18 protein-coding genes and 3 rRNA genes are annotated in these 26,800 nt (G+C 66.8%); 10 read left to right on the plus strand and 11 right to left on the minus strand.

Features of this window, described 5'->3' with window-relative positions:
• Positions 1 to 20 precede the first annotated feature (20 nt).
• The 3 genes from pyk to pta all read right to left on the minus strand — a co-directional run bounded on the left by pyk (position 21) and on the right by pta (position 4,850).
• Positions 21 to 1,451 (minus strand): pyruvate kinase, encoded by a 1,431-nt coding sequence (pyk, locus tag OG746_RS11790; RefSeq protein WP_266714229.1) that lies wholly within the window; start codon positions 1,449 to 1,451, stop codon positions 21 to 23.
• Positions 1,452 to 1,525: 74 nt separating this feature from the next.
• The gene (locus OG746_RS11795) at positions 1,526 to 2,740 is read right to left on the minus strand and encodes an acetate kinase (RefSeq protein ID WP_266714231.1); all 1,215 of its coding nucleotides are present in this window, start codon (positions 2,738 to 2,740) and stop codon (positions 1,526 to 1,528) included.
• A gap of 34 nt (positions 2,741 to 2,774) precedes the next feature.
• Positions 2,775 to 4,850: a phosphate acetyltransferase gene (gene pta, locus OG746_RS11800; protein WP_266714233.1), complete on the minus strand. Its 2,076-nt coding sequence runs from the start codon at positions 4,848 to 4,850 to the stop codon at positions 2,775 to 2,777.
• A 309-nt stretch (positions 4,851 to 5,159) separates the two neighbouring features.
• Between pta and OG746_RS11805 the strand changes: the two genes are divergently transcribed.
• A complete protein-coding gene (locus tag OG746_RS11805) occupies positions 5,160 to 6,185 on the plus strand; it encodes an ATP-dependent 6-phosphofructokinase (protein ID WP_266714235.1) in 1,026 nt (341 codons plus the stop codon).
• Between the two features lie 16 nt (positions 6,186 to 6,201).
• Here OG746_RS11805 and OG746_RS11810 read toward each other — a convergent pair whose 3' ends face one another.
• The 4 genes from OG746_RS11810 to OG746_RS11825 form a co-directional block, all read right to left on the minus strand.
• Positions 6,202 to 6,924 carry a helix-turn-helix domain-containing protein gene (locus OG746_RS11810; protein WP_266714237.1) on the minus strand — a complete coding sequence of 241 codons (723 nt, stop codon included), beginning with the start codon at positions 6,922 to 6,924 and terminating at the stop codon, positions 6,202 to 6,204.
• 97 nt (positions 6,925 to 7,021) lie between these two features.
• Positions 7,022 to 7,858 (minus strand): carbohydrate ABC transporter permease, encoded by an 837-nt coding sequence (locus OG746_RS11815; RefSeq protein ID WP_266714239.1) that lies wholly within the window; start codon positions 7,856 to 7,858, stop codon positions 7,022 to 7,024.
• Positions 7,859 to 8,665 (minus strand): carbohydrate ABC transporter permease, encoded by an 807-nt coding sequence (locus OG746_RS11820; RefSeq protein ID WP_266718881.1) that lies wholly within the window; start codon positions 8,663 to 8,665, stop codon positions 7,859 to 7,861.
• 91 nt (positions 8,666 to 8,756) lie between these two features.
• Positions 8,757 to 10,124, minus strand: coding sequence for an ABC transporter substrate-binding protein (locus tag OG746_RS11825; protein WP_266714241.1), 1,368 nt, complete (start codon positions 10,122 to 10,124; stop codon positions 8,757 to 8,759).
• A 195-nt stretch (positions 10,125 to 10,319) separates the two neighbouring features.
• On the opposite strand from OG746_RS11825, the gene OG746_RS11830 reads away from it, so the two are divergent.
• Positions 10,320 to 11,363, plus strand: a complete 1,044-nt coding sequence (locus OG746_RS11830; RefSeq protein WP_266714243.1) for a YncE family protein — start codon at positions 10,320 to 10,322, stop codon at positions 11,361 to 11,363.
• A 37-nt stretch (positions 11,364 to 11,400) separates the two neighbouring features.
• Here the strand turns inward: OG746_RS11830 and OG746_RS11835 are convergent, their stop codons facing one another.
• Together OG746_RS11835 and OG746_RS11840 are read right to left on the minus strand one after the other, a co-directional pair.
• Positions 11,401 to 12,081, minus strand: a complete 681-nt coding sequence (locus OG746_RS11835; RefSeq protein WP_266714245.1) for a response regulator — start codon at positions 12,079 to 12,081, stop codon at positions 11,401 to 11,403.
• Entirely contained in the window at positions 12,074 to 13,891 is a 1,818-nt protein-coding gene (locus OG746_RS11840; protein ID WP_266714247.1) for a sensor histidine kinase, read from the minus strand. The genes OG746_RS11835 and OG746_RS11840 overlap by 8 nt, the downstream gene beginning before the upstream one ends.
• A 143-nt stretch (positions 13,892 to 14,034) precedes the next feature.
• Between OG746_RS11840 and OG746_RS11845 the strand changes: the two genes are divergently transcribed.
• From OG746_RS11845 to rrf, 4 genes are all read left to right on the plus strand, one after another.
• On the plus strand, positions 14,035 to 15,432 hold the full coding sequence (locus OG746_RS11845; protein WP_266714249.1) for a cation:dicarboxylate symporter family transporter: 1,398 nt from the start codon (positions 14,035 to 14,037) through the stop codon (positions 15,430 to 15,432).
• A gap of 657 nt (positions 15,433 to 16,089) precedes the next feature.
• Positions 16,090 to 17,615, plus strand: a 16S ribosomal RNA gene (locus OG746_RS11850).
• A 314-nt stretch (positions 17,616 to 17,929) separates the two neighbouring features.
• Positions 17,930 to 21,052: ribosomal RNA gene (locus tag OG746_RS11855) — 23S ribosomal RNA — on the plus strand.
• A 91-nt stretch (positions 21,053 to 21,143) separates the two neighbouring features.
• A 5S ribosomal RNA gene (gene rrf, locus OG746_RS11860) occupies positions 21,144 to 21,260 on the plus strand.
• Together the 16S, 23S and 5S rRNA genes form the textbook arrangement of a ribosomal RNA operon.
• Before the next feature lie 64 nt (positions 21,261 to 21,324).
• Here rrf and OG746_RS11865 read toward each other — a convergent pair.
• Both OG746_RS11865 and OG746_RS11870 read right to left on the minus strand, forming a co-directional pair.
• The gene (locus tag OG746_RS11865; protein WP_266714251.1) at positions 21,325 to 22,131 is read right to left on the minus strand and encodes a maleylpyruvate isomerase family mycothiol-dependent enzyme; all 807 of its coding nucleotides are present in this window, start codon (positions 22,129 to 22,131) and stop codon (positions 21,325 to 21,327) included.
• A 57-nt stretch (positions 22,132 to 22,188) separates the two neighbouring features.
• Positions 22,189 to 23,070: an AraC family transcriptional regulator gene (locus OG746_RS11870; protein WP_266714253.1), complete on the minus strand. Its 882-nt coding sequence runs from the start codon at positions 23,068 to 23,070 to the stop codon at positions 22,189 to 22,191.
• 189 nt (positions 23,071 to 23,259) lie between these two features.
• Between OG746_RS11870 and OG746_RS11875 the strand changes: the two genes are divergently transcribed.
• From OG746_RS11875 to OG746_RS11890, 4 genes are all read left to right on the plus strand, one after another.
• Positions 23,260 to 23,589 (plus strand): hypothetical protein, encoded by a 330-nt coding sequence (locus OG746_RS11875; protein ID WP_266714255.1) that lies wholly within the window; start codon positions 23,260 to 23,262, stop codon positions 23,587 to 23,589.
• 29 nt (positions 23,590 to 23,618) lie between these two features.
• On the plus strand, positions 23,619 to 24,026 hold the full coding sequence (locus OG746_RS11880) for a MerR family transcriptional regulator (protein WP_266714257.1): 408 nt from the start codon (positions 23,619 to 23,621) through the stop codon (positions 24,024 to 24,026).
• 5 nt (positions 24,027 to 24,031) lie between these two features.
• Positions 24,032 to 24,367 (plus strand): thioredoxin, encoded by a 336-nt coding sequence (gene trxA, locus OG746_RS11885; protein WP_266714259.1) that lies wholly within the window; start codon positions 24,032 to 24,034, stop codon positions 24,365 to 24,367.
• Between the two features lie 165 nt (positions 24,368 to 24,532).
• Positions 24,533 to 26,776: a HelD family protein gene (locus tag OG746_RS11890; protein ID WP_266718882.1), complete on the plus strand. Its 2,244-nt coding sequence runs from the start codon at positions 24,533 to 24,535 to the stop codon at positions 26,774 to 26,776.
• The last annotated feature ends 24 nt before the right edge of the window (positions 26,777 to 26,800 follow it).

The following is a 26,800-nucleotide window of genomic DNA, read 5'->3' on the forward strand; positions in this document are numbered from 1 at the left end:
GAAGGCGGTGTGGCGGCGCGTCAGTCGCGCTCGCCGCCGCCCAGGTGGTGCACCCGGACCATGTTGGTGGTGCCGGGGACGCCGGGGGGCGAGCCGGCCGTCATGACCACGGTGTCGCCGTCGTTGAAGCGGTTGAGCTTCACCAGCTCGGCGTCGACGAGGTCGACCATCGCGTCCGTGGAGTCCACGTGCGGGACGACGTGCGCCTCGACGCCCCAGCTCAGCGAGAGCTGGTTGCGGGTCTCGTCGTCCGTGGTGAACGCCAGGATCGGCTGGGTCGCGCGGTAGCGGGAGAGCCGGCGGGCCGTGTCACCGGACTTGGTGAAGGCGACCAGCGCCTCGCCGCCCAGGAAGTCCGCGATCTCGCACGCGGCACGGGCCACCGAACCACCCTGCGTACGCGGCTTCTTGCCGGGCACGAGCGGCTGCAGGCCCTTGGAGAGCAGCTCCTCCTCGGCCGCCGTGACGATCTTCGACATCGTCTTGACGGTCTCGATCGGGTACGCGCCCACGGACGACTCGGCGGACAGCATGACCGCGTCGGCACCGTCGAGGATCGCGTTCGCGACGTCGGAGGCCTCGGCGCGCGTGGGGCGCGAGTTGGTGATCATCGACTCCATCATCTGGGTCGCGACGATCACCGGCTTGGCGTTTCGGCGGCACATCTCCACGAGGCGCTTCTGCACCATCGGGACCTTCTCGAGCGGGTACTCGACGGCGAGGTCGCCACGGGCCACCATGATCCAGTCGAACGCCGCGACGACGCCCTCCATGTTGGCGACGGCCTGCGGCTTCTCGACCTTGGCGCCGACGGGGACGCGACGCCTCTCCTCGTCCATGATCTTGTGGACGTCCTTGACGTCGTTGGCGTCGCGCACGAAGGACAGGGCGACCATGTCGCAGCCCATCTTCAGGGCGAAGCGCAGGTCCTCGATGTCCTTCTCGGACAGGGCCGGGACGTTCACCGCCGCGCCGGGCAGGTTGATGCCCTTGTGGTCGGAGATGACACCGCCCTCGATGACGACCGTCTTCACGCGCGGGCCGTCGACCTCGACGACGCGCAGCTCGACGTTGCCGTCATTGATCAGGACCTGGTCGCCCTTGGAGACGTCGCCGGGCAGACCCTTGTAGGTCGTGCCGCAGATCGACTTGTCACCGGGAACGTCCTCGGTGGTGATGGTGAACTCGTCACCGCGCACCAGCTCGACGGGGCCCTCGGCGAAGGTCTCCAGGCGGATCTTCGGGCCCTGGAGGTCGGCGAGCACACCCACGGCGCGGCCCGTCTTCTTGGCGGCGGCGCGAACACGGTCGTAGCGACCCTGGTGTTCGGCGTGGGTGCCGTGGCTGAAGTTGAATCGGGCCACATTCATGCCGGCCTCGATCAGCGAGACGAGCTGCTCTTCGGAGTCGACGGCGGGGCCCAGCGTGCAGACGATTTTGGAACGGCGCATGGGGGCGATCCTATCGGTTTGTTTCGCTACGGAATATTCCGTCTGGTGGAATCTACAAATGGGCGGGCGGGCGCTCAGTCGTTGCGGTTCTGGACCAGCGCGTAGGTCTGCTGCGCGATCTCCAGCTCCTCGTCGGTCGGCACCACTGCCACGGCCACACGGGCGTATTCGGGGGAGATGAGCCGCGGTTCGTCGGAACGTACGGAATTGAGCTCGCCGTCGACCGCGAGGCCCAGCTCCTCCAGGCCCGCGACCGCAGCCTCGCGCACCGGCGCCGCGTTCTCGCCGACCCCGGCCGTGAACGCGATCGCGTCCACCCGGCCGAGCACCGCGTAGTAGGAGCCGATGTACTTCTTCAGACGGTGCACGTAGATGTCGAAGGCGAGCTTCGCCTCCTCGTCGCCCTCGTCGATGCGGCGACGGATCTCCCGCATGTCGTTGTCCCCGCACAGCCCGATCAGGCCGGACTTCTTGTTGAGCAGATCGTCGATCTCGTCCGCCGACATCTTGCCCACCCGCATCAGATGGAAGATGACGGCCGGGTCGACATCTCCCGAACGCGTACCCATCACGAGCCCCTCAAGCGGGGTGAGACCCATCGACGTCTCGACGCACTGCCCGCCGCGGACCGCGGACGCGGAGGCGCCGTTGCCCAGGTGCAGCACGATGACGTTGACGTCCTCCGGCCGCTTGCCGAGGAGCGCCGCCGTCTTGCGGGAGACGTACGCGTGCGAGGTGCCGTGGAAGCCGTAGCGCTGGACGCGGTGCTCGTCGGCGGTCTTCACGTCGATCGCGTAGCGCGAGGCCGACTCCGGCATCGTCGTGTGGAACGCCGTGTCGAAGACGGCGACCTGCGGGAGGTCCGGGCGCAGGGCCTGGGCGGTGCGGATGCCGGTCAGGTTCGCCGGGTTGTGCAGCGGCGCCACCGGGATGAGCCGCTCCACCTCCTTGAGCACCGCGTCGTCGATCACGGTCGGCTGCGTGAACAGCTTGCCGCCGTGCACCACGCGGTGGCCGATCGCGGCCAGCTCGGGGGAGTCCAGGCCGAGCCCGTCCTCGGTCAGTTCCGCGGCGACCGCCTTGAGCGCCTCTTCGTGGTCGGCGATCGGCCGGTTCTGCTCACGGCTCTCGCCGCCGCCGGTGAGCGGCGTGTGCTTGAGGCGGGAGGTCTCCTCGCCGATCCGCTCGACCAGGCCCACGGCGAGGCGGGAGTGATCCGCCATGTCGAGGAGCTGGTACTTCACCGACGAGGAGCCGGAGTTGAGGACGAGGATGCGGGTGGCACTCACGGATGCTGCTTTCGGTGGGGGTTCGTGGGGGAGCTCAGTTGGCGGGCGTCTGCGCCTGGATCGCCGTGATGACGACCGTGTTGACGATGTCCTGCACGAGCGCGCCGCGGGACAGGTCGTTGACCGGCTTGCGCAGGCCCTGAAGGACCGGGCCGACGGCGATCGCACCGGCCGAGCGCTGCACGGCCTTGTACGTGTTGTTGCCGGTGTTGAGGTCGGGGAAGATCAGCACGCTGGCCTGGCCCGCGACCTCGGAGTCGGGCAGCTTGGTGGCCGCGACGGTCGGCTCGACGGCGGCGTCGTACTGGATCGGCCCCTCGATCTTCAGATCGGGGCGGGCCTCCTTGACGATCTCCGTGGCCTCGCGGACCTTGTCGACGTCGGCGCCGGAGCCCGAGGTGCCGGTGGAGTACGACAGCATCGCGATCCGCGGCTCGACGCCGAACCGGGCGGCGGTGCCGGCCGACTGCGTGGCGATGTCGGCGAGCTGCTGGGCGTTCGGGTCCGGGTTCACGGCGCAGTCGCCGTAGACGAGGACCTTGTCGGCCAGGCACATGAAGAAGACCGAGGAGACGATCGCGGCCTCCGGCTTGGTCTTGATGATCTCGAAGGCGGGCCGGATCGTGGCGGCCGTGGAGTGCACGGAGCCGGAGACCATGCCGTCGGCGAGGCCCTCCTGGACCATGAGCGTGCCGAAGTAGTTCACGTCGGCGACCACGTCGTGGGCCAGCTCCGGCGTGACGCCCTTGTGGGCGCGCAGCGCCGCGTAGGCGTCGGCGAAGCGTTCCCGCAGCGCCGAGGTCTGCGGGTCGATGATGTCGCTGTCGGCGAGGTCGACGCCGAGGTCGGCGGCCTTCTTGCGGATCTGCTCGACCGGGCCGAGCAGGGTGAGGTCGCAGACGCCGCGGCGCAGGAGCACGTCGGCGGCGCGCAGCACGCGCTCCTCGGTGCCCTCGGGCAGCACGACGCGGCGCTTGTCCGAGCGGGCCTGCTCCAGGAGCTTGTGCTCGAACATCATCGGCGTGAGGCGGTCGGAGGACGGCGCCTGGATGGTCTTCAGCAGGCCCGCCGTGTCGACGTACTTCTCGAAGACGCCGAGGGCGGTCTCCGCCTTGCGCGGCGTCGCCGCGTTCAACTTGCCTTCCATGGCGAAGAGTTCGGCCGCCGTGGGGAAGGAGCCGCCGGCCACCGCGATGACCGGGGTGCCGGGCGCGAGGCGCTCGGCGAGCTTGAGGATCGCCTCGCCGGGCCGCTCGTTCAGGGTCAGGATCACGCCCGCGATCGGCGGGGTCCCTGCGCTGTGCGCGGCGAGCGCGCCGACGACCAGGTCCGCGCGGTCGCCGGGCGTGACGACCATGCAGCCGGGGGTCAGGGCGTTGAGGAAGTTCGGCAGCATGGCGCCGCCGAAGACGAAGTCGAGGGCGTCGCGGGCGAGGCCCGAGTCGTCGCCGAGCAGCACCTTGCCGCCCAGCGCGTGGGTGATCTGGGCGACGGTCGGCGCGGCGAGTGCGGGCTCGTCGGGCAGCACGTAGCAGGGGACCGGCAGCCGCCCCGCGAGCCGCTCGTTCACGTCGTCCCGGTCGGCCGGAGCCACGCGGTTGACGACCATCGCGAGGACGTCGCAGCCGAGGCCGTCGTAGGCGCGGTAGGCGTTGCGGGCCTCGGCGCGGACCGATTCCTCCGTCTGCTTCTTGCCGCCGACGACCGGGATCACGGAGGCGCCGAACTCGTTGGCGAGGCGGGCGTTGAGGGCCAGCTCGTCCGGGAGCTGGGTGTCGGCGAAGTCGGTGCCGAGCACGAGCACGACGTCGAAGTCGCGGGCCACCTGGTGGAAGCGGTCGACCAGGCGCGAGACCAGCTCGTCCGTGCCTTGCTCGGCCTGGATCGCGGAGGCCTCGTGGTAGTCGAGGCCGTACACCGTCGCCGGGTCCTGCGACAGCCGATAACGGGATCGCAGCAGGTCGAAGAGCCGGTCGGGGCCGTCGTGGACGAGCGGACGGAATACCCCCACCCGGTCGACCTGGCGGGTCAGGAGCTCCATGACCCCCAGCTCCACGACCTGGCGGCCGTCGCCGCGATCGATCCCGGTCACGTACACGCTGCGCGTCACGCGTGCTCTCCGTTTCCCTCGTGGTTCTTCTCGGTGTGGTGCTTCTCGTCGAACCCGACTTTTACGGGTCGATTCGGTCTCTTTCGGTTCAAAAAAAGGCGCGCAATGGAAGCCGTGCCCCCTTGACAATACCTCTGGCGGTGGTTAAGTCGCCCGCCGGACAGAAGGCCTTTTCGCATGGGTCCAAGTGCCCATGGAACCCCTGTCGAAGCTCCCTGCACAGTCGAGCGCGAGCGCGTCGCCCCCAAGAGCGTGGAACAATCGACATCGCTCACCGACGTACCAGTAGCGAGCAGGAGACACAGCACGATGCGTATCGGAGTTCTCACCGCAGGCGGCGACTGCCCTGGCCTGAACGCCGTGATCCGGTCGGTCGTGCACCGCGCCGTCACGCACTACGGCGACGAGGTGCTCGGTTTCGAGGACGGCTACGCGGGTCTGCTCGACGGGCGCTACCGCCCGCTCGATCTGAACGCGGTCAGCGGCATCCTCGCCCGTGGCGGCACCATTCTCGGCTCCTCCCGCCTGGAGCGCGACCGTTTCCGCGCGGCCTGCGAGAACGCCAAGCAGCTCGCCGAGGAGATCGGCTTCGACGCCCTCATCCCGATCGGCGGCGAGGGCACGCTGACGGCGGCCCGCATGCTGTCCGACGCGGGCCTGCCGGTCGTCGGCGTACCGAAGACGATCGACAACGACATTTCCTCCACCGACCGCACCTTCGGCTTCGACACCGCCGTCGGTGTCGCCACCGAGGCGATCGACCGGCTCAAGACGACCGCCGAGTCGCACCAGCGCGTCATGGTCGTCGAGGTCATGGGCCGGCACGCGGGCTGGATCGCCCTGGAGTCCGGCATGGCGGGCGGCGCCCACGGCATCTGCCTGCCCGAGCGGCCCTTCGACCCGGCCGACCTGGTCAAGATGGTCGAGCAGCGGTTCGCGAACGGCAAGAAGTTCGCCGTCATCTGTGTCGCCGAGGGCGCTCACCCCGCCGAGGGCACCATGGACTACGGCACGGGCGCGATCGACCAGTTCGGCCACGAGCGCTTCCAGGGCATCGGCACCGCGCTCTCCTACGAGCTGGAGAGCCGCCTCGGCAAGGAGGCCCGCCCGGTCATCCTCGGCCATGTGCAGCGCGGCGGCACCCCCACCGCGTACGACCGCGTGCTCGCCACCCGGTTCGGCTGGCACGCCATGGAGGCCGTGCACCGCGGCGAGTTCGGCAAGATGACGGCGCTGTACGGCACCGACATCGCGATGGTGCCGCTCGCCGAGGCGGTCACCGAGCTGAAGACGGTCCCGAAGGACCGGATGGACGAGGCGGAGTCGGTCTTCTAGGCCCGCGGTACAGCCCTTACGGATGACGGATCCTGGACCAGAACTCGTCCAGGATCCGCTCCAGGAACTGCCGCCCCGCGTCCCCCGACCCGGAGGACATGCCACCGCCCCAGCTCAGCGTGGCGGCCATCAGCGCCTGGTACTCCAGGTGCATCTCGTGCAGTACGTCCTCCAGCTCGCGGCGCTGCACCGGCACGAGCCGGGAGATCGGCCGCACCGAGCCCTGCCAGCGCGTCCGCGCCGCGTCCCGCAGCAGCTCCGCGAGGTGCGCGTCCCGCCCGGTCACGGTCGCGAGCGCGCGCGGGGTGAGCCGCAGCGTCTCGGCGAGCGCCGTCGACTGCCGGTCGTTGCCCTGCCAGTCGCCGGTCTCCTCCATCCGCAGATACGAGTGGATCTCCAGGCCCACGGAGCGGGCCACGTCCTCGGGGGCGAGCCCCAGCGCGAGCCGGTACTCGCGCAAGGTCCGCGGCACACCGATGAGTTCGCTCGGTGAGCACCACAACGCCCCGGCGAGCGCGGTGAGTTCACCGGACGTCGGGGCGCCTTCGCCGCGTTCCCAGGCGATGACGATCTCCGGCGTGATGTGGGCGATCCCGAACGAGGCGCGCATGCCGTACGCGACGTGCCCCGGCGCCATCCCGAGCGCTTCTCGCAGGCGCCGGGCGGCGGGGGCGTTGAACGGTGGTGTCGGCTGGTTGGGCGTGGCGTGGGGCTGCACGGCCACAAAGTAGGGGGTCACGGGGCGTTTGGCTACGGTCTGTGCGTCCTGCGTGACAACTTGGTACCTGTTGACGGAACTTGTGGCCCACCCGCCTCATGCACATGAACGAGACGGATCACCCCTTCACCGCGCCGCCCAGCGCGAAACCGCCGCCGAAGCGCCGCGACACCAGGACGTACAGCAGCACCACGGGCGTCGAGTAGATGATGGAGAACGCGGCGAGCTGCCCGTACACGACGGTGCCCCGGTTGCCGAAGAAGTCGTTGATGCTGACCGAGGCCGGCATCTGGTCGGGGGAGAGCAGCAGCATGAACGGGACGAAGAAGTTCCCCCACATCATCGCGAACGAGTAGACGGTGACGACGGCGACGCCGGGCCCCATCAGCGGCAGCACGATCCGCACAAGACCCTGGAAGGTGTTCGCGCCGTCCGTCCAGGCCGCCTCCTCCAGCTCCTTCGGTACGCCGTCCATGAAGTTCTTCATCAGCCATACGGCGAACGGGAGTTGGGACGCCGCGAAGAAGTAGATCGTGCCCGCCATGGTGTCGATCAGGTTCACCTGGACGAACAGCGCGTACACCGGGACCATGACCGCCGTGATCGGCAGACAGGTCGCGAACAGCGTCGTCGTGAGGAACGGGTTGTTCAGGCGCGAGCGGTAGCGGGAGAGCGGATACGCGGCGAGCGCGGCGCAGCCGACCGTGAGGGCCGTCGCGCAGCCGCACAGGATCAGCGAGTTGAGCAGCGGCGTGAAGGTGACGTCGGGCTTCAGGACGTCGTCGAAATTGCCGAACGTCAGCTGCGAGGGCCACTTCACCCGCAGATTCGCGTCCGCGTCGACCGACGACAGGACGACCCAGGCGAGCGGCAGCACGAAGGTGAGCGCGACGAGGAGCAGCGCCGCGTCCGCCGAAAGCCGTCTACGGACACGGGTACGGATACGGGTCTTCACTCAGTCCTCCGTACGCAGCAGACGCATATAGACCAGCGAGAACAGGGAGCCGACCACGAGCAGCAGCAGCGCGACCGCGGTGCCGTAGCCGATCATGCTCTTCTGGAAGGCCTGCTCGTACATGAACAGGGGCAGGGTCTGGCTGTCGTTGCCGGGCCCGCCGCGGGTCATCACCCAGATCAGCCCGAAGACCGACAGGGTCTGCAGGGTGTTCAGCATCAGGTTCGTGCCGATGGAGCGGCGGATCATCGGCAGCGTGATGTGCCACAGCCGCTGCCAGGCGTTCGCGCCGTCCACCTGGGCGGACTCGGTGACCTCCGTGGGGATCTCGGCGAGCGCCGCCGAGTACACGAGCATCGAGAAGGCGGTGCCGCGCCACACGTTCGCGAACGACACGGCCAGGATCGGAAGCGTGAACAGCCAGTTCTGGTGCGGGAGTTGGAGCCAGTCGAGGATCGCGTTGAGGGTGCCCTCGCGGCGGAAGAAGGCGTACATCAGGAAGCCCGCGACGACCTCCGGCAGCACCCACGCCGTCACCACGACGGCCCCGGTGATGGTCCTGACCGGCTTCGACGCGCGCTGCATCAGTGCCGCGAGCGCGAGCCCCAGCGTGTTCTGGCCGACGATCGACGACAGGAACGTGAAGACGAGCGTCAGCCAGACGGCGTTCAGGAACGCGGGGTCCTTGAACGCCGCCGTGAAGTTGTCGAAGCCGACGAACGACGACTCCGCCTGCCCGGTCAGCTGAAGATCGGTGAAGGCGATATAGGCGCAGTACGCGATCGGCCCCGCGAGGAAGAGGGCCATGAGGATGGTCGCGGGGGCGATCGGTACGAGCCGGAAGGCGCTTCTGCGACGGTTCACTGTGGCGCTGCCCTCTCCCTGAACTCCCGTACGGCTAAGGCTTCTTGACAACCTTCCCGTCCGACGCCGTCTTTACCTGCTCGTCGTACGTCGATGCCGCCTTGTCGACCGAGGCGTCCCCGGTCGTCACCGACTCCATCGCCTCCTGGATCGCCGTGGAGACCTTCGGGTACGCGGGGTAGGCCGGGCGGTAGTGGGTGCTCGCCACGAGGTCCGTGAAGAACTTGATGCCGGGCTGCGCCTTCACGTACGCGGGGTCGGCGGCCACGTCCTTGCGGACCGCGATGCCGGAGTTGGCGATGTACCAGCGCTTCGCGTTCTCCTTGGTCTGCATCGTCTTGATGAAGTCGAAGGCGAGGTCGGGGTTGGCGGACTTGGCCGGGATCGCCCAGGTCCAGCCGCCGGACATGGAGACCTTGCCGGGCGCCTGGCCTTCTTGCGTCGGCATGTGGGCGAGGCCGAGCTTCTGTGACCACTCGGGCCACTCGTGCCCGCTGCCCTTGATCCAGTCCTGCGGCAGCCAGGAGCCGTCGAGGTTGATGCCGAGCTTGCCCTCGGGCAGCAGCTCACCGCGTACCTGCGTGGGGAAGTTCGGGTCGAGGGAGTCCGAGACCTCGGGGCCGAGCTTCTCCTTGGAGACCGTCTCCACGAATTTCAGGCTGTCCTTGAACGCCTTCGAGCCCGTGACCCACTTGCCCGTGGTCTTGTCGTAGAGCGGGTCCGCGGAGCCGGCCCCGGTCCCGTACAGGAGCATCTGGAAGCCCTGCATCGTCGAGGCCTCGCCGGCCGGCTTTCCGGTGTAGACGTTCAGCGGGGTGACGCCGGGGACCTTCTGCTTGATGGTGCGGGCGGCGTCCAGGACCTCGTCCCAGTTCTTCGGCTGCCAGGGCACCTTGATGCCGGCCTTCTTCAGGATCGCCTTGTCGTACCAGAGGCCGCGGGTGTCGGTGCCGTCCGGGACGCCGTACGTCTTCCCGTCCCGGGCCTTCGCCGCGGTCTTCGCCGTGCCGATGAACTGGCCCCAGTCCGACCACTTCCCCAGATAGGAGTCGAGGGGCTTCAGATAGCCGCTGGCGATGTCGGAGTTGATGAGGAAGGTGTCCTCGTAGACGAGGTCGGGGGCCGTCCTGGGGGAGCGCAGCATCTGCTGGAGCTTTGTGTAGTACTCCGCGTCCGGCGCCTTGATCGGGACGAACTTCACCTTCTTGCCGGGATGCGCCTTCTCGAACTTCTTCTTCATCGCGGCCAGGTAGTCGTCCATGACCTTGACCTTGTTGTCCGTGGACTGCTTGAAGGACACCTTGATGGTGTCCGAGTCGCTTCCGGAGCCGCCGCCGCACGCGGTGAGCGTGGCGGCGGCCAGGAGGACGGTGGCGGTGAGGAGCGGGGCGGTGGGGCGCACGGGCACGACCTCCTACGGAGCATCGCGGGCTTCGTTGCCTCGCGGGGCTGCCCGTGAACGTAAGGGCGGTGCCGATCAGGGTCAATGGGTGTGCGACGGAGCGAGTTCCGGATTTCGCTACTTAGGTAAGGCTAAGCTAAGTTAATCTTCGGGTGGCGTCACAACGCCCCCTTCCGCGAAGGAGATTGACGCAGCATGCCTCGAATCACGCCCAGGATCCGCCGTTCCGCGGCCGTCGCCGTGGCCCTCGTCGCGGGCGCCGCGACGGCCCCCGCCGCGCACGCCGACACCCACGCCGCCGAATCCACCTCCGCCTCCGCCCCCGTCACCAAAGGCCTCTACCAGTCGGCGTACTCGGAGCGGAATCACGCTCTGTGGACCACGTCCGCGGTGGGCCGTCCACCGGTGACCACCTCGGCGCTGACCAAGCTCGACCCGGTCACGCTCAAGGTCGAGGCGACGTACACGCCGCCGGTCACCGACGCCGCCACCGGCGCCGTCGAGGCGGTCTACGGCATCGCGGTCGACGACGAGCACAACACCGTGTGGGTCACCAACACCCGCAACAACTCGGTCGCCGTCTACAGCCAGCGCAACGGCGCCCACCTCGCTACGCTCCCGAACGTCGCCCACGCCCGCGAGGTCGTGGTGGACGAGAAGCACGACACCGTGTGGGCGAGCGGCTTCGGCGACGGCAGCGTCGTGGGCTTCGACAGCCGCACGTTCAAGGAGAAGAAGCGCGTCACCGTCGAGGGCGCGGGCCCGACCGGCCTCACCGTCAACGAGCGCACCGGCACGGTCTACGCCGCCGACATGACCAACGACCAGCTGATCGAGGTCACGCGGAAATCCACGAAGCCGCGGCTCGTCCCCGCCGGCGACGGGCCCCTGTCCGTGACCCTGTCGAAGAACGGCCGCACCGCCTACACCGCCGACAACGCCGCGGGCACCGTCTCCGTCGTCGACCTGGACAAGGGCCTGGTCACCAAGTCGGTGCCGACGGGCGCGGGCACGCTGTCCGTGGCCGCCGACGACCGCTCCGGCAAGGTCGTCGCCGTCAACCGCACCGACGCGACCGCCACCGTCGTCGACCCGCGGTCCGGGGCCGTCGTCAAGTCCGTGACCACGGGGGCCAACCCCAACCACGTCGAGATCGCGTGCGGCACGGCGTACGTGGTGGACAAGTCGGGCACGGGGCCGGCGGGCGAGGACGTGCTGACGCGCTTCCGCGTCCGCTAGTTCTCCTGGTTGCAGCTCTTCTGGTTGCCCGGCTCGGCTACTTCCAGGTGTAGACGAGCTCCGGGCGGCCCACCTGCCCGTACTGCGGGCTGCGCACGGCCCGCCCGGAGTCGACCAGGTGCTCCAGGTACCGGCGGGCCGTGATCCGCGAGATGCCCACCGTCTCCGCGGCGGCCGCCGCCGTCAGGCCCTCGGGCGCCTCGCGCAGCGTGTGCGTGACCCGCTCGAGGGTGGGCGCGCTCAGCCCCTTGGGCAGCGCGGCGGGCGCCGGCGAGCGGAGGGTCGCGATCGCCCGGTCGACCTCGTCCTGCCCGGACGCCTCGCCGGTCGTCGCGCGGTACTCGGCGTAGCGCACCAGGCGGTCCCGCAGCGTCGCGAACGTGAACGGCTTCAGCACGTACTGCACGACCCCGAGCGACACCCCCTCCCGGACCACCGCGAGATCGCGCGCGGACGTGACCGCGACGACGTCCGCCTGATGCCCGGCCGCGCGCAGCGAGCGGGCGAGCGAGAGCCCGTGGCCGTCCGGCAGGTGCAGGTCGAGCAGGAGCAGGTCCACGGGGTTGCGGTCCAGGAACCGCCTGGCCTGCGCCGCCGAGTGCACCTTGCCCACGGCCGTGAAGCCGGGGACCCGGCCGACGTACAGCGCGTGCGCGTCCGCAGCGACGGGGTCGTCTTCGACGACGAGGACCCGGATGCTGCGGTCGAGGTCACTCATGGGGTCCTCTTCCTACGGTTCCGACATTTCCGGCCTCGCCACTTCTAGCCCCGTCGGCGGTTCCGCCAATTTCAGCCCCGCCGGCGATTGAGGCGCGGGGTCCGGGGCAGAGCCCCGCGGCCGTAACCCCGTCCGGGGCTGGGGACTCGGGGCTCTGCCCCGAACCCCGCGCCTCAATCGCCGCAGGGGCTTGATTTGGCGGCACCGCAGCAATGGGAACCCGCACCGTGAACTCCGCCCCGCCGTCCGCCGACCGCCCAAGGTCCAACACCCCACCGCACCTGGCAAGGGCCTGCCGCACAAGCGCCAGACCGAGCCCCCGCCCACCCGCCCCGGAGGGCTTCGGTTTCGTCGACCAACCACGCTCAAAGACGGAGTCGACATGCGCCGGGTCGACCCCCGGACCCGTGTCGGCCACCCGCAACAACAGGACGTCGTCCTCGGTCCGCGCCGTGACCGTGACCCGCGCGCCGGGCGACCCCTGCGCCGCGTCCACCGCATTGTCGACGAGGTTGCCCAGCACGGTGACCAGATCACGCGCGGGCAGCACCTGCGGCAGCAGCCCGTCGTCGATCCGCGTATCGGCCGACACCACCAACTCCACACCGTGCTCATTGGCCTGCGCCGCCTTGCCGAGCAGCAGGGCGGCCAGCACAGGCTCGTGCACCGCGCCCACGACCTGATCGGTCAGCGCCTGCGCCAGCTCCAGCTCGGCGGTCGCGAACTCCACCGCCTCGTCCGCCCGCCCCAGCTCGATCAGCGAGACGACGGTGTGCAGCCGGTTCGCCGCCTCGTGCGCCTGCGACCTGAGCGCCCGCGTGAACCCCCGCTCGGAGTCCAACTCGCCCATCACGGCCTGCAGTTCGGTGTGGTCCCTGAGAGTCACGACCGTGCCGCGCCGATCCCCGCTCGCCACCGGCGACGTATTCACCACCACGACACGGTCGACCGTCAGATGCACCTCGTCGACCCGCGGCTCGGCGGCCAGCAGCGCACCGGTGAGCGGCGCGGGCAGCCCGAGCTCGGCGACGGACCGCCCGACGGCGTCATCCCCTTCCGCGACACCGAGCAGCACCCGCGCCCCGTCGTTCATGAGCGCGATCCGCCGCTGCCCGTCCAGCATCACGAGCCCCTCGCGCACGGCGTGCAGCGCGGCCTGGTGATAGGCGTGCATCCGGCTCAGCTCGGTCGCGTTCATCCCGTGGGTGTGCCGACGTAGACGAGCGTTTATGACGTACGTACCAATGCCCCCGAGCACCAGCGCGGCGAGCGCGACCCCCGCCACGGCAAGGACCTGCCCCTGCGCCTGAGCGGTGATGACATCGATCGTGATGCCGGCGCTGACGAGCCCGACGACCCGGTGCCGCCCCTCGTCGTACACGGGCGTGACCACCCGCACCGAGGGCCCCAGCGTCCCCGTGTACGTCTCCGAGAACGTATGTCCCTTCAAAGCGGGCCCGATGTGCCCGAGGTAGCGCTCCCCGATCTGCCGCTCGTCGGGATGCGTCCAGCGGATTCCGTCCGGATCCATGATCGTCACGAAGTCGACGCCGGTGTGCCGCTGCACCTCGCGCGCGTACGGCTGAAGGCGCACGGTCGGATCCTGCGCGCCGGAGGCCGCCTCACGCACGGACCGCGCGTCGGCCACGGCCCGCGCCGTGGCCGTGGCCTGGCGCCGCGCGCTGTTCTCCGCCTGTCCCCGGTCACTCACATACGTAAAGAGCGCACACCCCGCCACCACGACGGCCACCAGCACGACCTGCATCGCGAAGAGCTGGCCCGCCAGGCTGCGGGGACGGGGGAGACGCATGCGGAACAGTCTGCCTCTTCGTATAAGCACGAACTAAATGAACGGAAGGGTGACGGTCCTCACCGGGGGGAGAGATAGTCGCCAGGATTCGCAGGACGTGAGCCGCACGACCTGGTACGCCGACGTCGTCGTCAGGAGGAACCGTGGCCGATACAGAGACCGCGAAACCAGCCGCACCAGCGAAGCGGGACCGCACTCACTATCTCTACATCGCCGTGATCGTGGCCGTGCTGCTCGGTATCGCAGTCGGCTTCGCCGCGCCCGACTTCGCCAAGGAACTGAAGCCCATCGGTACGGGCTTCGTGAACCTGATCAAGATGATGATCTCGCCCATCATCTTCTGCACGATCGTCCTGGGCGTCGGCTCCGTCCGGAAGGCCGCGAAGATCGGCAAGGTCGGCGGCCTCGCCCTCGGCTACTTCATCGTGATGTCGGTCGTGGCCCTCGCCATCGGCCTGCTCGTCGGCAACTTCCTGCACCCCGGCGACGGCATGCACCTCACCGAGGCCGTGAAGGGCGCGGGCCACACGGCGGCCGCAGAGGCCAACGAAGGCCCCGTCGACTTCATCCTCGGCATCATCCCGACGACGATGGTCTCCGCCTTCACCGGCGACTCGGTCCTCCAGACCCTGCTCGTCGCGCTGCTCGTCGGCTTCGCCCTCCAGGCCATGGGCCGCTCCGGCGAGCCGGTCCTGCGCGGCGTCGAGCACATCCAGAAGCTCGTCTTCCGCGTCCTCGGCATGATCATGTGGGCCGCCCCGGTCGGCGCCTTCGGCGCGATGGCCGCGGTCATCGGCGAAACGGGCGTCGACGCCCTCAAGGCCCTCGCCACGATCATGGTCGGCTTCTACGTCACCTGTGCCCTGTTCGTCGGCATCGTGCTGGCGGCGATCATGCGCCTGGCGGCGGGCTTCAACATCTTCATGCTGCTGAAGTACCTGGGCCGGGAGTTCCTGCTCATCCTCTCGACCTCCTCCTCCGAGTCGGCGCTGCCGCGCCTGATCGCGAAGATGGAGCACCTGGGCGTGAGCCGCCCGGTCGTCGGCATCACCGTCCCGACCGGATACTCCTTCAACCTCGACGGCACCATGATCTACCTGACCATGGCGTCCCTCTTCATCTCCGACGCCATGGACCAGCCGATGTCCGTCGGCCAGCAGATCGGCCTGCTCCTGTTCATGATGATCGCGTCGAAGGGCGCGGCGGGCGTCTCCGGATCCGGCATCGCGGTCCTCGCCTCGGGCCTCCAGTCCCACAAGCCGGGCCTGGTCGACGGCGTCGGCCTGATCATCGGCATCGACCGCTTCATGAGCGAGGCCCGCGCCCTCACCAACTTCGCGGGCAACGCGGTGGCCACGCTGCTCATCGGCACGTGGACCGGAGAGGTCGACCGGGACCGCGTGAAGAAGGTCCTCGCCGGCGACCTGCCCTTCGACGAGCGCACGCTGCTCGACTCCGGTGCCTCCTCGGACGCCTCCGACGCCGACTCGGACGTTCCGACGCCGCGCGACGGCGGAGCGAAGGAGCCGGTCGGAGCCTGACCTCTCAGCGCCTCCGTAGGAGCGGGGCCCGGTGCGATGCGTCGCACTGGGCCCCGCTTTTGTGCCGCAGGGGCAGGTGGCGTAGAGTCCTTCGAGTTGCCCACAGGGCGGCACCTCCAACCACATGCACGATCTCCCAGCCGGGATTCTATTCGGCGTGCCCGAATTCAATTCCGAACCCCCGATTCGCTCGGGGGCCGGGAATCCGCTAAAGTTTGGAACGTCGGAACGGCCCAACAGCCGGGAAGGCAAGCCCCGCTGACTGGGAATCAGGCCCGAAAGGATCTGATAGAGTCGGACTCGCCGGAAAGCCGAAAGGCCGGAAAGCGAAGAGCAAGACCCCGAGGAAATCGGCCGGTGAAACGGTCTGATAGAGTCGGAAACGCAAAACAGCAAGACCGAAGGGAAGCGCCCGGAGGAAAGCCCGAGAGGGTGAGTACAAAGGAAGCGTCCGTTCCTTGAGAACTCAACAGCGTGCCAAAAATCAACGCCAGATATGTTGATACCCCGTCTCCAGCATCTGCTGGGGCGAGGTTCCTTTGAAAAGTCCTGCAGACCTTAATTGGTCGGCAGGCGCACAGCGAGGACGCTGTGAACGGTCGGATTATTCCTCCGACTGTTCCGCTCTCGTGGTGTCACCCCGATTACGGGGAAACATTCACGGAGAGTTTGATCCTGGCTCAGGACGAACGCTGGCGGCGTGCTTAACACATGCAAGTCGAACGATGAAGCCCTTCGGGGTGGATTAGTGGCGAACGGGTGAGTAACACGTGGGCAATCTGCCCTTCACTCTGGGACAAGCCTTGGAAACGAGGTCTAATACCGGATAACACTCCCATTCTCCTGGATGGGGGTTAAAAGCTCCGGCGGTGAAGGATGAGCCCGCGGCCTATCAGCTTGTTGGTGAGGTAATGGCTCACCAAGGCGACGACGGGTAGCCGGCCTGAGAGGGCGACCGGCCACACTGGGACTGAGACACGGCCCAGACTCCTACGGGAGGCAGCAGTGGGGAATATTGCACAATGGGCGAAAGCCTGATGCAGCGACGCCGCGTGAGGGATGACGGCCTTCGGGTTGTAAACCTCTTTCAGCAGGGAAGAAGCGAAAGTGACGGTACCTGCAGAAGAAGCGCCGGCTAACTACGTGCCAGCAGCCGCGGTAATACGTAGGGCGCAAGCGTTGTCCGGAATTATTGGGCGTAAAGAGCTCGTAGGCGGCTTGTCACGTCGATTGTGAAAGCTCGGGGCTTAACCCCGAGTCTGCAGTCGATACGGGCTAGCTAGAGTGTGGTAGGGGAGATCGGAATTCCTGGTGTAGCGGTGAAATGCGCAGATATCAGGAGGAACACCGGTGGCGAAGGCGGATCTCTGGGCCATTACTGACGCTGAGGAGCGAAAGCGTGGGGAGCGAACAGGATTAGATACCCTGGTAGTCCACGCCGTAAACGGTGGGCACTAGGTGTGGGCAACATTCCACGTTGTCCGCGCCGCAGCTAACGCATTAAGTGCCCCGCCTGGGGAGTACGGCCGCAAGGCTAAAACTCAAAGGAATTGACGGGGGCCCGCACAAGCAGCGGAGCATGTGGCTTAATTCGACGCAACGCGAAGAACCTTACCAAGGCTTGACATACACCGGAAACGTCTGGAGACAGGCGCCCCCTTGTGGTCGGTGTACAGGTGGTGCATGGCTGTCGTCAGCTCGTGTCGTGAGATGTTGGGTTAAGTCCCGCAACGAGCGCAACCCTTGTTCTGTGTTGCCAGCATGCCCTTCGGGGTGATGGGGACTCACAGGAGACCGCCGGGGTCAACTCGGAGGAAGGTGGGGACGACGTCAAGTCATCATGCCCCTTATGTCTTGGGCTGCACACGTGCTACAATGGCCGATACAATGAGCTGCGATACCGCAAGGTGGAGCGAATCTCAAAAAGTCGGTCTCAGTTCGGATTGGGGTCTGCAACTCGACCCCATGAAGTTGGAGTTGCTAGTAATCGCAGATCAGCATTGCTGCGGTGAATACGTTCCCGGGCCTTGTACACACCGCCCGTCACGTCACGAAAGTCGGTAACACCCGAAGCCGGTGGCCCAACCCCTTGTGGGAGGGAGCTGTCGAAGGTGGGACTGGCGATTGGGACGAAGTCGTAACAAGGTAGCCGTACCGGAAGGTGCGGCTGGATCACCTCCTTTCTAAGGAGCATCTAGGCCGCCAGACATTGTTTGGTGGTCCAGGGCCATTACGTCGGCAAACGTTCGACGGTGGTTGCTCATGGGTGGAACGTTGATTATTCGGCACCGTCAGTCATCTCGGGCTGCAAGTACTGCTCTTCGGAGCGTGGAAAGCTGATCACGAGTGGCGAGGGTGTCGGGCACGCTGTTGGGTATCTGAAGGTACGGCCGTGAGGTCGCCTTCAGTGCCGGCCCCGGTGAAGCACCAAGGTTCTTGGTGTGTGACGGGTGGTTGGTCGTTGTTTGAGAACTGCACAGTGGACGCGAGCATCTGTGGCCAAGTTTTTAAGGGCGCACGGTGGATGCCTTGGCACCAGGAACCGATGAAGGACGTGGGAGGCCACGATAGTCCCCGGGGAGTCGTCAACCAGGCTTTGATCCGGGGGTTTCCGAATGGGGAAACCCGGCAGTCGTCATGGGCTGTCACCCGCTGCTGAATATATAGGCAGTGTGGAGGGAACGCGGGGAAGTGAAACATCTCAGTACCCGCAGGAAGAGAAAACAACCGTGATTCCGGGAGTAGTGGCGAGCGAAACTGGATGAGGCCAAACCGTATACGTGTGAGACCCGGCAGGGGTTGCGTGTGCGGGGTTGTGGGATCTCTCTTTTACGGTCTGCCGGCCGTGAGACGAGTAAGAAACCGTTGATGTAGGCGAAGGACATGCGAAAGGTCCGGCGTAGAGGGTAAGACCCCCGTAGTCGAAACATTAACGGCTCGTTTGAGAGACACCCAAGTAGCACGGGGCCCGAGAAATCCTGTGTGAATCTGGCGGGACCACCCGTTAAGCCTAAATATTCCCTGGTGACCGATAGCGGATAGTACCGTGAGGGAATGGTGAAAAGTACCGCGGGAGCGGAGTGAAATAGTACCTGAAACCGTGTGCCTACAAGCCGTGGGAGCGTCGCGCATTGAGTTTACTCAATGCGTCGTGACTGCGTGCCTTTTGAAGAATGAGCCTGCGAGTTTGCGGTGTGTTGCGAGGTTAACCCGTGTGGGGAAGCCGTAGCGAAAGCGAGTCCGAATAGGGCGATTTAGTAGCGCGCTCAAGACCCGAAGCGGAGTGATCTAGCCATGGGCAGGTTGAAGCGGAGGTAAGACTTCGTGGAGGACCGAACCCACCAGGGTTGAAAACCTGGGGGATGACCTGTGGTTAGGGGTGAAAGGCCAATCAAACTCCGTGATAGCTGGTTCTCCCCGAAATGCATTTAGGTGCAGCGTCGTGTGTTTCTTGCCGGAGGTAGAGCACTGGATAGGCGATGGGCCCTACCGGGTTACTGACCTTAGCCAAACTCCGAATGCCGGTAAGTGAGAGCACGGCAGTGAGACTGTGGGGGATAAGCTCCATGGTCGAGAGGGAAACAGCCCAGAGCATCGACTAAGGCCCCTAAGCGTACGCTAAGTGGGAAAGGATGTGGAGTCGCAGAGACAACCAGGAGGTTGGCTTAGAAGCAGCCACCCTTGAAAGAGTGCGTAATAGCTCACTGGTCAAGTGATTCCGCGCCGACAATGTAGCGGGGCTCAAGCGTACCGCCGAAGTCGTGTCATTCATACAACAGGGCCAACGCCTGTATGGATGGGTAGGGGAGCGTCGTGTGCCGGGTGAAGCAGCACCGGAAGGTAGTTGTGGACGGTTCACGAGTGAGAATGCAGGCATGAGTAGCGATACACACGTGAGAAACGTGTGCGCCGATTGACTAAGGGTTCCTGGGTCAAGCTGATCTGCCCAGGGTAAGTCGGGACCTAAGGCGAGGCCGACAGGCGTAGTCGATGGATAACCGGTTGATATTCCGGTACCCGCTGTGACGCGAAAGACATCGAATCCAGTGATGCTAAGGCCGTGAAGCCGTTCCGGACCCTTCGGGGAATGGAAAGTGGTGGAGCCGCCGGCCCAAGCTGGTAGTAGGTGAGCGATGGGGTGACGCAGGAAGGTAGTCCAGCCCGGGCGATGGTAGTCCCGGGGTAAGGGTGTAGCCCGTCTTCTAGGTAAATCCGGGAGACATGAGGGTGAGACCTGATGCCGAGCCGATTGTGGTGAAGTGGATGATCCTATGCTGTCGAGAAAAGCCTCTAGCGAGTTTCATGGCGGCCCGTACCCTAAACCGACTCAGGTGGTCAGGTAGAGAATACCGAGGCGTTCGGGTGAACTATGGTTAAGGAACTCGGCAAAATGCCCCCGTAACTTCGGGAGAAGGGGGGCCATTCCTGGTGATTGGACTTGCTCCATGAGCTGGGGGTGGCCGCAGAGACCAGCGAGAAGCGACTGTTTACTAAAAACACAGGTCCGTGCGAAGCCGTAAGGCGATGTATACGGACTGACGCCTGCCCGGTGCTGGAACGTTAAGGGGACCGGTTAGTCACATTTCGGTGTGGCGAAGCTGAGAACTTAAGCGCCAGTAAACGGCGGTGGTAACTATAACCATCCTAAGGTAGCGAAATTCCTTGTCGGGTAAGTTCCGACCTGCACGAATGGCGTAACGACTTCTCGACTGTCTCAACCATAGGCCCGGTGAAATTGCACTACGAGTAAAGATGCTCGTTTCGCGCAGAAGGACGGAAAGACCCCGGGACCTTTACTATAGTTTGATATTGGTGTTCGGTTCGGCTTGTGTAGGATAGGTGGGAGACTTTGAAGCGGCCACGCCAGTGGTTGTGGAGTCGTCGTTGAAATACCACTCTGGTCGTGCTGGATGTCTAACCTGGGTCCGTGATCCGGATCAGGGACAGTGTCTGATGGGTAGTTTAACTGGGGCGGTTGCCTCCCAAAGAGTAACGGAGGCGCCCAAAGGTTCCCTCAGCCTGGTTGGTAATCAGGTGTTGAGTGTAAGTGCACAAGGGAGCTTGACTGTGAGACCGACGGGTCGAGCAGGGACGAAAGTCGGGACTAGTGATCCGGCGGTGGCTTGTGGAAGCGCCGTCGCTCAACGGATAAAAGGTACCCCGGGGATAACAGGCTGATCTTCCCCAAGAGTCCATATCGACGGGATGGTTTGGCACCTCGATGTCGGCTCGTCGCATCCTGGGGCTGGAGTCGGTCCCAAGGGTTGGGCTGTTCGCCCATTAAAGCGGTACGCGAGCTGGGTTTAGAACGTCGTGAGACAGTTCGGTCCCTATCCTCTGTGCGCGTAGGAATATTGAGAAGGGCTGTCCCTAGTACGAGAGGACCGGGACGGACGAACCTCTGGTGTGCCAGTTGTCCTGCCAAGGGCATGGCTGGTTGGCTACGTTCGGAAAGGATAACCGCTGAAAGCATCTAAGCGGGAAGCCTGCTTCGAGATGAGTATTCCCACCCCCTTTGAGGGGTTAAGGCTCCCAGTAGACGACTGGGTTGATAGGCCGGATCTGGAAGCACCGCAAGGTGTGGAGGTGACCGGTACTAATAGGCCGAGGGCTTGTCCTCAGTTGCTCGCGTCCACTGTGTTGGTTCTGAAACCACGAACAACCCCGTATGTCGGGCCACGACTACGGTGCGGTTGACAGTTTCATAGTGTTTCGGTGGTCATAGCGTGAGGGAAACGCCCGGTTACATTCCGAACCCGGAAGCTAAGCCTCACAGCGCCGATGGTACTGCAGGGGGGACCCTGTGGGAGAGTAGGACGCCGCCGAACAAATTTTGAAGAAAAGCCCCGGACCGGGATACGGTCCGGGGCTTTTCTGCGTTTCAGGCCTTTTCTACTGCGTGGAAATTCGGAGGCAGATCCGCAATTCCTCGACTGCCTCCGGAGCCCCGGTGACCCGCACCTGTGAGATCTCGTCAGCGCCCGCGCGGTTCCACAGATCGCGGAGCAGTGCCTCAGGCGTGCCGCTCAGGATGACGTCCGGGGAGCCTGTGGCCGTGCCGGCCTCGACGGTGAAGGTGGGATCGGGTCCCGTACGGATCCGCCACGTCGCGCCGTGCTCGGCCTCCGCGCGTACTTCGTACGTCCGGCCCGGGGACGCGGCCAGTGGCTCCCGGAAATAGTCGGACCACTCGGTGACCGCGTAGGCCGTGAACACCTTCAGGAGTTCGTCGATCCCGTCGACGGCGAGGTCGTCCGGGACGGGGGAGATCGGCCCGCCCGCCGCGAGTTCGGCGTCGATGCGGTGGATGACCGTCTCCTGCGCCATGCGGCGGATCCAGAAGCCGACGGTCTGGTCCGGGGCGTACCACGTGCCCGACGGATCCTCCGGCGCGTGTGCTGCGAGGGCCGTCCGCAGTTCGGCGTAGGCGCGGTCCAGGAGGGCGAACGGTTCCTCGTCGGCAGTGCCCTTCGGCGGCCACTCCGGTTCGGTGCCCGGAGTGGCCGCCAGTACGGCCTGCGTCTTGTGTGCGTAGACCTGCCCGACGTGGTGCACCAGGTCGGTGACGGTCCAGTCGGGGCAGCTCGGCACCTGTGCCGTCGGGGCCGGCGTGGCGGCGGCCCTCAGCCGCTCGAAGTCGGCGGCCAGGCAGTCGAGATACCGGGCGACGGACAGAGGTGTGCCTGCATCGTGGCTCATGGACGCAACGTAGCGGCAGGCACTGACAATCGGCCGGGGATTTACGGGTGCGTCAGGTCAGGAGGGCTCCCGCTCCACTGGCAGCCACAGTTCCGCGTCCGCCGTCTTGCCGTCCGGGGACATGCGCGTACGCAGGATCTCCGGGCCGGGGCGGGTGCGGTACGGGTTGGCGGGGAACCACTCCGTGTACACCGTCGCCCAGAGTGCCTGGATGGCCTCCGGGGCCGGGCCAGAGGTGGTGAAGACCGCCCAGGTGCCGGCGGGGACGGGGAGGGCCGTGGAGCCCTCGGGGGCCGGGGCGTCCGGGCCGGCCACGACCCCGTGGTAGTAGTCGAGTTCGCTGCCCTCGGCGCGGCCGGGGTCCAGGTCGTCGCAGACCGCGACGATGCCCTCGGGGGCCTCGCCGGAGCCCTTCGAGAGCTGTTCCAGGGCCGAGACGGTTTCGGGCGGGACGGACCGGACGAAGTCGATGATCGCCTGGTTCGGGCCCGAGTACACCAGGGGCACCCGGGCCTTCGGTCCGACGACGCTGAAGTCGGGGCGGTCCACTACGCGGTAGCGCATGCTGCTGTTCCCTTCGACGGTGAGCCGGAAGGAGAGGCGGGGCTGGGAGACCAGTGCCGGTTTTGTTCGGCGGGCCTCGCCGGGGCCGACACCGTGCAGGGCGCGGAATGCCCGGGCGAACGCCTCGCCCGAGCCGTATCCGTAGCGCACGGCGATGGTCAGGAGCGACTCCTGGTCGGCGAGGACCTCGGCGCCCGCCACCGTGAGCCGGCGCCGCCGGACGTACTCCGACAGCGGCATGCCCGCGAGCGCCGAGAACATCCGGCGCAGGTGGTACTCGGACGTGGTGGCGATGCGCGCCAGTTCCGCGATGTCCAGGGGCTCGTCGAGGCGCTGCTCGATGTGGTCCATGACCTGATTGAGCCGGTCCAGCAACCCGACCCCTCCTTCCGGTTCCTGCTGTTGACGTCTTGAACGCTAGGCGCGGTGCACATGGGCGGACCCAACATTCTGTGCCCGATCAAGTCGGCCGGGGCGACCGTGTGAGTCGAGCACACGAGCTGAGTATGTGAGCTGAGTACGCGCACTCAGGTAGGGGAACGGCTGTCCGACTTGGATGGGGACATGATCTCCGAACTCGTGGACGACTCCGTCGCAGCGGCCGCGCCGCGTCCCCGTACGTGGGTCGCCCCGCTGATGTCCAGCGTGGTCACGCTGCCCGTCGCGCTCCTCGCGTATGTGAACGCGGCGGCCGTGCGGTTCGAGGCGGGTGCGGAGTGGGCGTTCACCGTCTTCGGGTGGGGGCTGACCGTCGCGCTGCTCACGCTCGCCACCGCCTGGCTGCTGCCGTGGGAGGAGCGGTTCATGGCCCGCAGGCGGGGGTTCTCGGTGGCGGCGCCGTTCGCCGTCGTGGCGACGTTCGTGCTGTACCTCGCACTCGTCGACTGGCCTTGACGTCAGCGGCAAGGTCTAACGTCTTCCACATGCGCATCGGAGAGCTCGCCGCCCGCGCCGGTACGACGACGCGGGCGCTCAGGTACTACGAGTCGCGCGGGCTGCTGCCCGCGCGGCGCGGCGGCAATGGCTACCGGACGTACGACGAGGACGACCTGCGGGCCCTGCGGCAGATCCGTACGTTGCAGGACTTCGGGTTCGAGCTCGAGGAGACCCGGCCGTTCGTGGAGTGTCTGCGGGCCGGTCATCCGGAGGGTGATTCGTGTCCCGCGTCGCTGGCCGTGTACCGGAGCAAGGTGGCCGAACTCGATGCGCTGATCGGTGAGTTGACCGCCGTACGGGAGAAGGTCGGCGGGCAGTTGGCGCGCGCCGAGCGGGCCATGGAGGCGCTGGCGACGGAGCAGGACTCCGCGCCGCGCTGTGAACTAGGGGAGTGATCACGATGGCGTTTCGGGACGTGACCGATGCGGACTTCGAGGAGCAGGTCGTCAAGGCCGACCGGCCGGTGCTCGTGGAGTTCACGGCCGAGTGGTGCGGGCCGTGCAAGCAGCTGGCGCCGGTGCTGAAGGCGGTGGCGGAGGAGGAGCGGGAGCGCCTTGACGTCGTGGCGATCGACGTCGACGTCAATCCGGACACGGCCGTGAAATACGGAGTGATGTCCATGCCGACGCTGATGGTCTTCAAGGGCGGCGAGCCGGTGTGGTCGCGCGTCGGGGCCCGGTCGAAGCGGAAGCTGCTGGAGGAGCTGGAGACCGAGCTGGAGCCCGTGAGCCGATAGCACCGATCCCGCACCAGCCGGTCCCGATCCCGTAATTGGAATTCAGCCCCGCCCGGGGTATATTCGGTGTTTCTGTGTGCCCACAGAAAAGGCCCCACAGTGGGGGCCAACAAAAACCACGGTACCGGGCAGGGAGTTGTTTTGTCAAGCCGGGACAGCCTGGAATTGCAGAAAGAGCAGGAATACATCGACGCGCTCTACAGGCGCGTCGATGAGCTGCGTGGCGTCACCGCGGACTCCGTCCGGGATGCGATCACCCCGGTGGGGACCGGCCAGCAGGCCCTCCTCGAGCGGGATCTGTTGGTCGTCGAGCGTTCGGGGCTGCTTGCCGCGTTGAATGCGGTCGAGGGTTCGCTCTGCTTCGGTCGAATTGACCTCAAGGGCGACGATGATCAAGAACTCGGTGTGGCGCACCACATCGGCCGTATCGGAATTCGCGCCGACGACTCCGAGCGCACGCCGATGCTGATCGACTGGCGGGCCCCCGTCGCCCGGCCTTTCTATCTCGCCACCGGTCATACGCCGATGGGTCTTCGCCGGCGCCGCCATCTCACGTTCGACGGGCGCACGGTCACCGAGCTGCACGACGAGATCCTCGACCTGGACGACTCGGAGCGCACCGGCTACGAGGACCCGACCGGCGACGCCGTGCTGCTCGCCGCCCTGAACTCGGCGCGTACCGGCCGCATGGGCGACATCGTGCAGACGATCCAGGCCGAGCAGGACCGCATCATCCGTCACCCGCACCCGGGCGTGCTCGTCGTCGAGGGCGGGCCCGGCACCGGCAAGACGGCCGTGGCGCTGCACCGCGCCGCGTTCCTGCTGTACGAGCAGCGGGAGCTGCTCGCCAAGCGGGCCGTGCTGATCGTCGGCCCGAACCCGGCGTTCCTGAAGTACATCGGGGAGGTGCTGCCGGGCCTCGGCGAGACCGGGGTGCTGCTCTCCACGGTCGGCGAGCTGTTCCCCGGCGTGCACGCCACGCTCAAGGACACGCCGCGCGCGGCCACCGTGAAGGGCTCGGCGGCGATGGCCGAGAGCCTCGCGCTGGCCATCGAGGACCGGCAGCGGCTGCCCGAGCCCGGCGCCCCGCTGGTGATTCCGCACGACGACGGTGATCTCATTCTTGACTGGGAGATCGCCTACGAGGCGCGGCAGGCGGCCCGTGACACCAAGCTGCCGCACAACCTGGCCCGTCCGCACTTCGCCTTCCAGGTGATCGACGCGCTCACCGAGCAGCTCACCGAGCGGATCGGCGCGGACCCGTACGGCGGTCCGAACTTCCTCGGGCCCGACGACATCGCCCAGCTGGGCAAGGCCGTCGCGTCGAGTGCCGAAGTGCACGCGGCGATCGAGGAGTTGTGGCCGCAGCTGACTCCGCAGGGGTTCCTCGCCGACTATCTGGCCGAGCCCACCCATGTGTCGGAGGAGGATGCGGACGCGATCCGCAGTGCCCGGCCGGGTGAAGGTGAGTGGACGGTCGGGGATGTGCCGCTGCTCGATGAGGCCGCCGAGCTGCTCGGGTACGACGACAGCGCCGAGCGGGCCGCCGCGGAGGCGGCGCAGCAGGAGCGGATCGCGTACGCGCAGGGCGTGCTCGACCTCTCCAAGGGCTCGGAGACGTACGAGTTCGAGGACGAGGACGAGTCGGAGGTGCTCGCCGCGCACGACATCGTGGACGCGGACCGGGTCGCCGGCTGGTACGAGGAGGACGACCACCGCAGCGCCGCGGAGCGGGCCGCCGCGGACCGGACCTGGGCGTTCGGGCACATCATCGTCGACGAGGCGCAGGAGCTGTCGCCCATGGCGTGGCGGCTGCTGATGCGGCGGTCGCCGACGCGGTCGATGACGCTCGTCGGGGATCCTGCGCAGACCTCGGAGGAGGGCAGCGTCGGCGCGTGGGCGGACATCCTTGAGCCGTATGTCGAGGACCGGTTCGAGCACACCCGGCTCGGCGTCAACTACCGCACGCCGTCGGAGATCATGGATGTTGCGGCGGCGGTGCTGCGGGGTGTGTATCCGGGGTACGAGCCGCCGTCGTCCGTGCGGTCGACCGGGGAGCGGCCGTGGGTGCTGCGGGCGGATGACGTGGTGGAGGCGGCGGCCAAGGCGGCGGTCGAGCGGGTTCCTGAGGAGGGGCGGCTTGCGGTGATCGCGCCGCGGAGGCTGTGTGAGGCGTTGGCTGCGCGGCTTCCCGGGGTGGAGGTCGGGGGTGAGCCTGATCTCACGCGGCATCTTGTGTTGCTTGATCCGCGGCAGGCCAAGGGGCTCGAGTTCGACCGGGTGATCGTGGTTGAGCCCGGGGAGTTCGGGGTGAGTGATTTGTATGTGGCGCTTACGCGGGCCACGCAGGATCTGGGGGTTGTGCATGGGGGTGCGCTGCCGGGGGCGTTGGGGGAGGCGTTGCGGTAGAGGGGTGCGGTGGGGTGGGGCGGG

Origin of the sequence: Streptomyces sp. NBC_01016 (assembly GCF_026341035.1) — a bacterium.
In the GTDB taxonomy this organism is placed as follows: Bacteria; Actinomycetota; Actinomycetes; order Streptomycetales; family Streptomycetaceae; genus Streptomyces.

Coding starts and splice junctions, on each gene's coding strand:
- OG746_RS11820 (WP_266718881.1), bottom strand. CDS start 8,665: ATGGCCCTCTTCCTCGCGGGGCCGATCGCGTACTGCGCCTATATCGCC.
- OG746_RS11840 (WP_266714247.1), bottom strand. CDS start 13,891: ATGCGTCTCCCCCGTCCCCGCAGCCTGGCGGGCCAGCTCTTCGCGATG.
- trxA (WP_266714259.1), top strand. CDS start 24,032: ATGGCGTTTCGGGACGTGACCGATGCGGACTTCGAGGAGCAGGTCGTC.
- OG746_RS11830 (WP_266714243.1), top strand. CDS start 10,320: ATGCCTCGAATCACGCCCAGGATCCGCCGTTCCGCGGCCGTCGCCGTG.
- OG746_RS11875 (WP_266714255.1), top strand. CDS start 23,260: ATGATCTCCGAACTCGTGGACGACTCCGTCGCAGCGGCCGCGCCGCGT.
- OG746_RS11805 (WP_266714235.1), top strand. CDS start 5,160: ATGCGTATCGGAGTTCTCACCGCAGGCGGCGACTGCCCTGGCCTGAAC.
- OG746_RS11835 (WP_266714245.1), bottom strand. CDS start 12,081: ATGAGTGACCTCGACCGCAGCATCCGGGTCCTCGTCGTCGAAGACGAC.
- OG746_RS11880 (WP_266714257.1), top strand. CDS start 23,619: ATGCGCATCGGAGAGCTCGCCGCCCGCGCCGGTACGACGACGCGGGCG.
- OG746_RS11865 (WP_266714251.1), bottom strand. CDS start 22,131: ATGAGCCACGATGCAGGCACACCTCTGTCCGTCGCCCGGTATCTCGAC.
- pyk (WP_266714229.1), bottom strand. CDS start 1,451: ATGCGCCGTTCCAAAATCGTCTGCACGCTGGGCCCCGCCGTCGACTCC.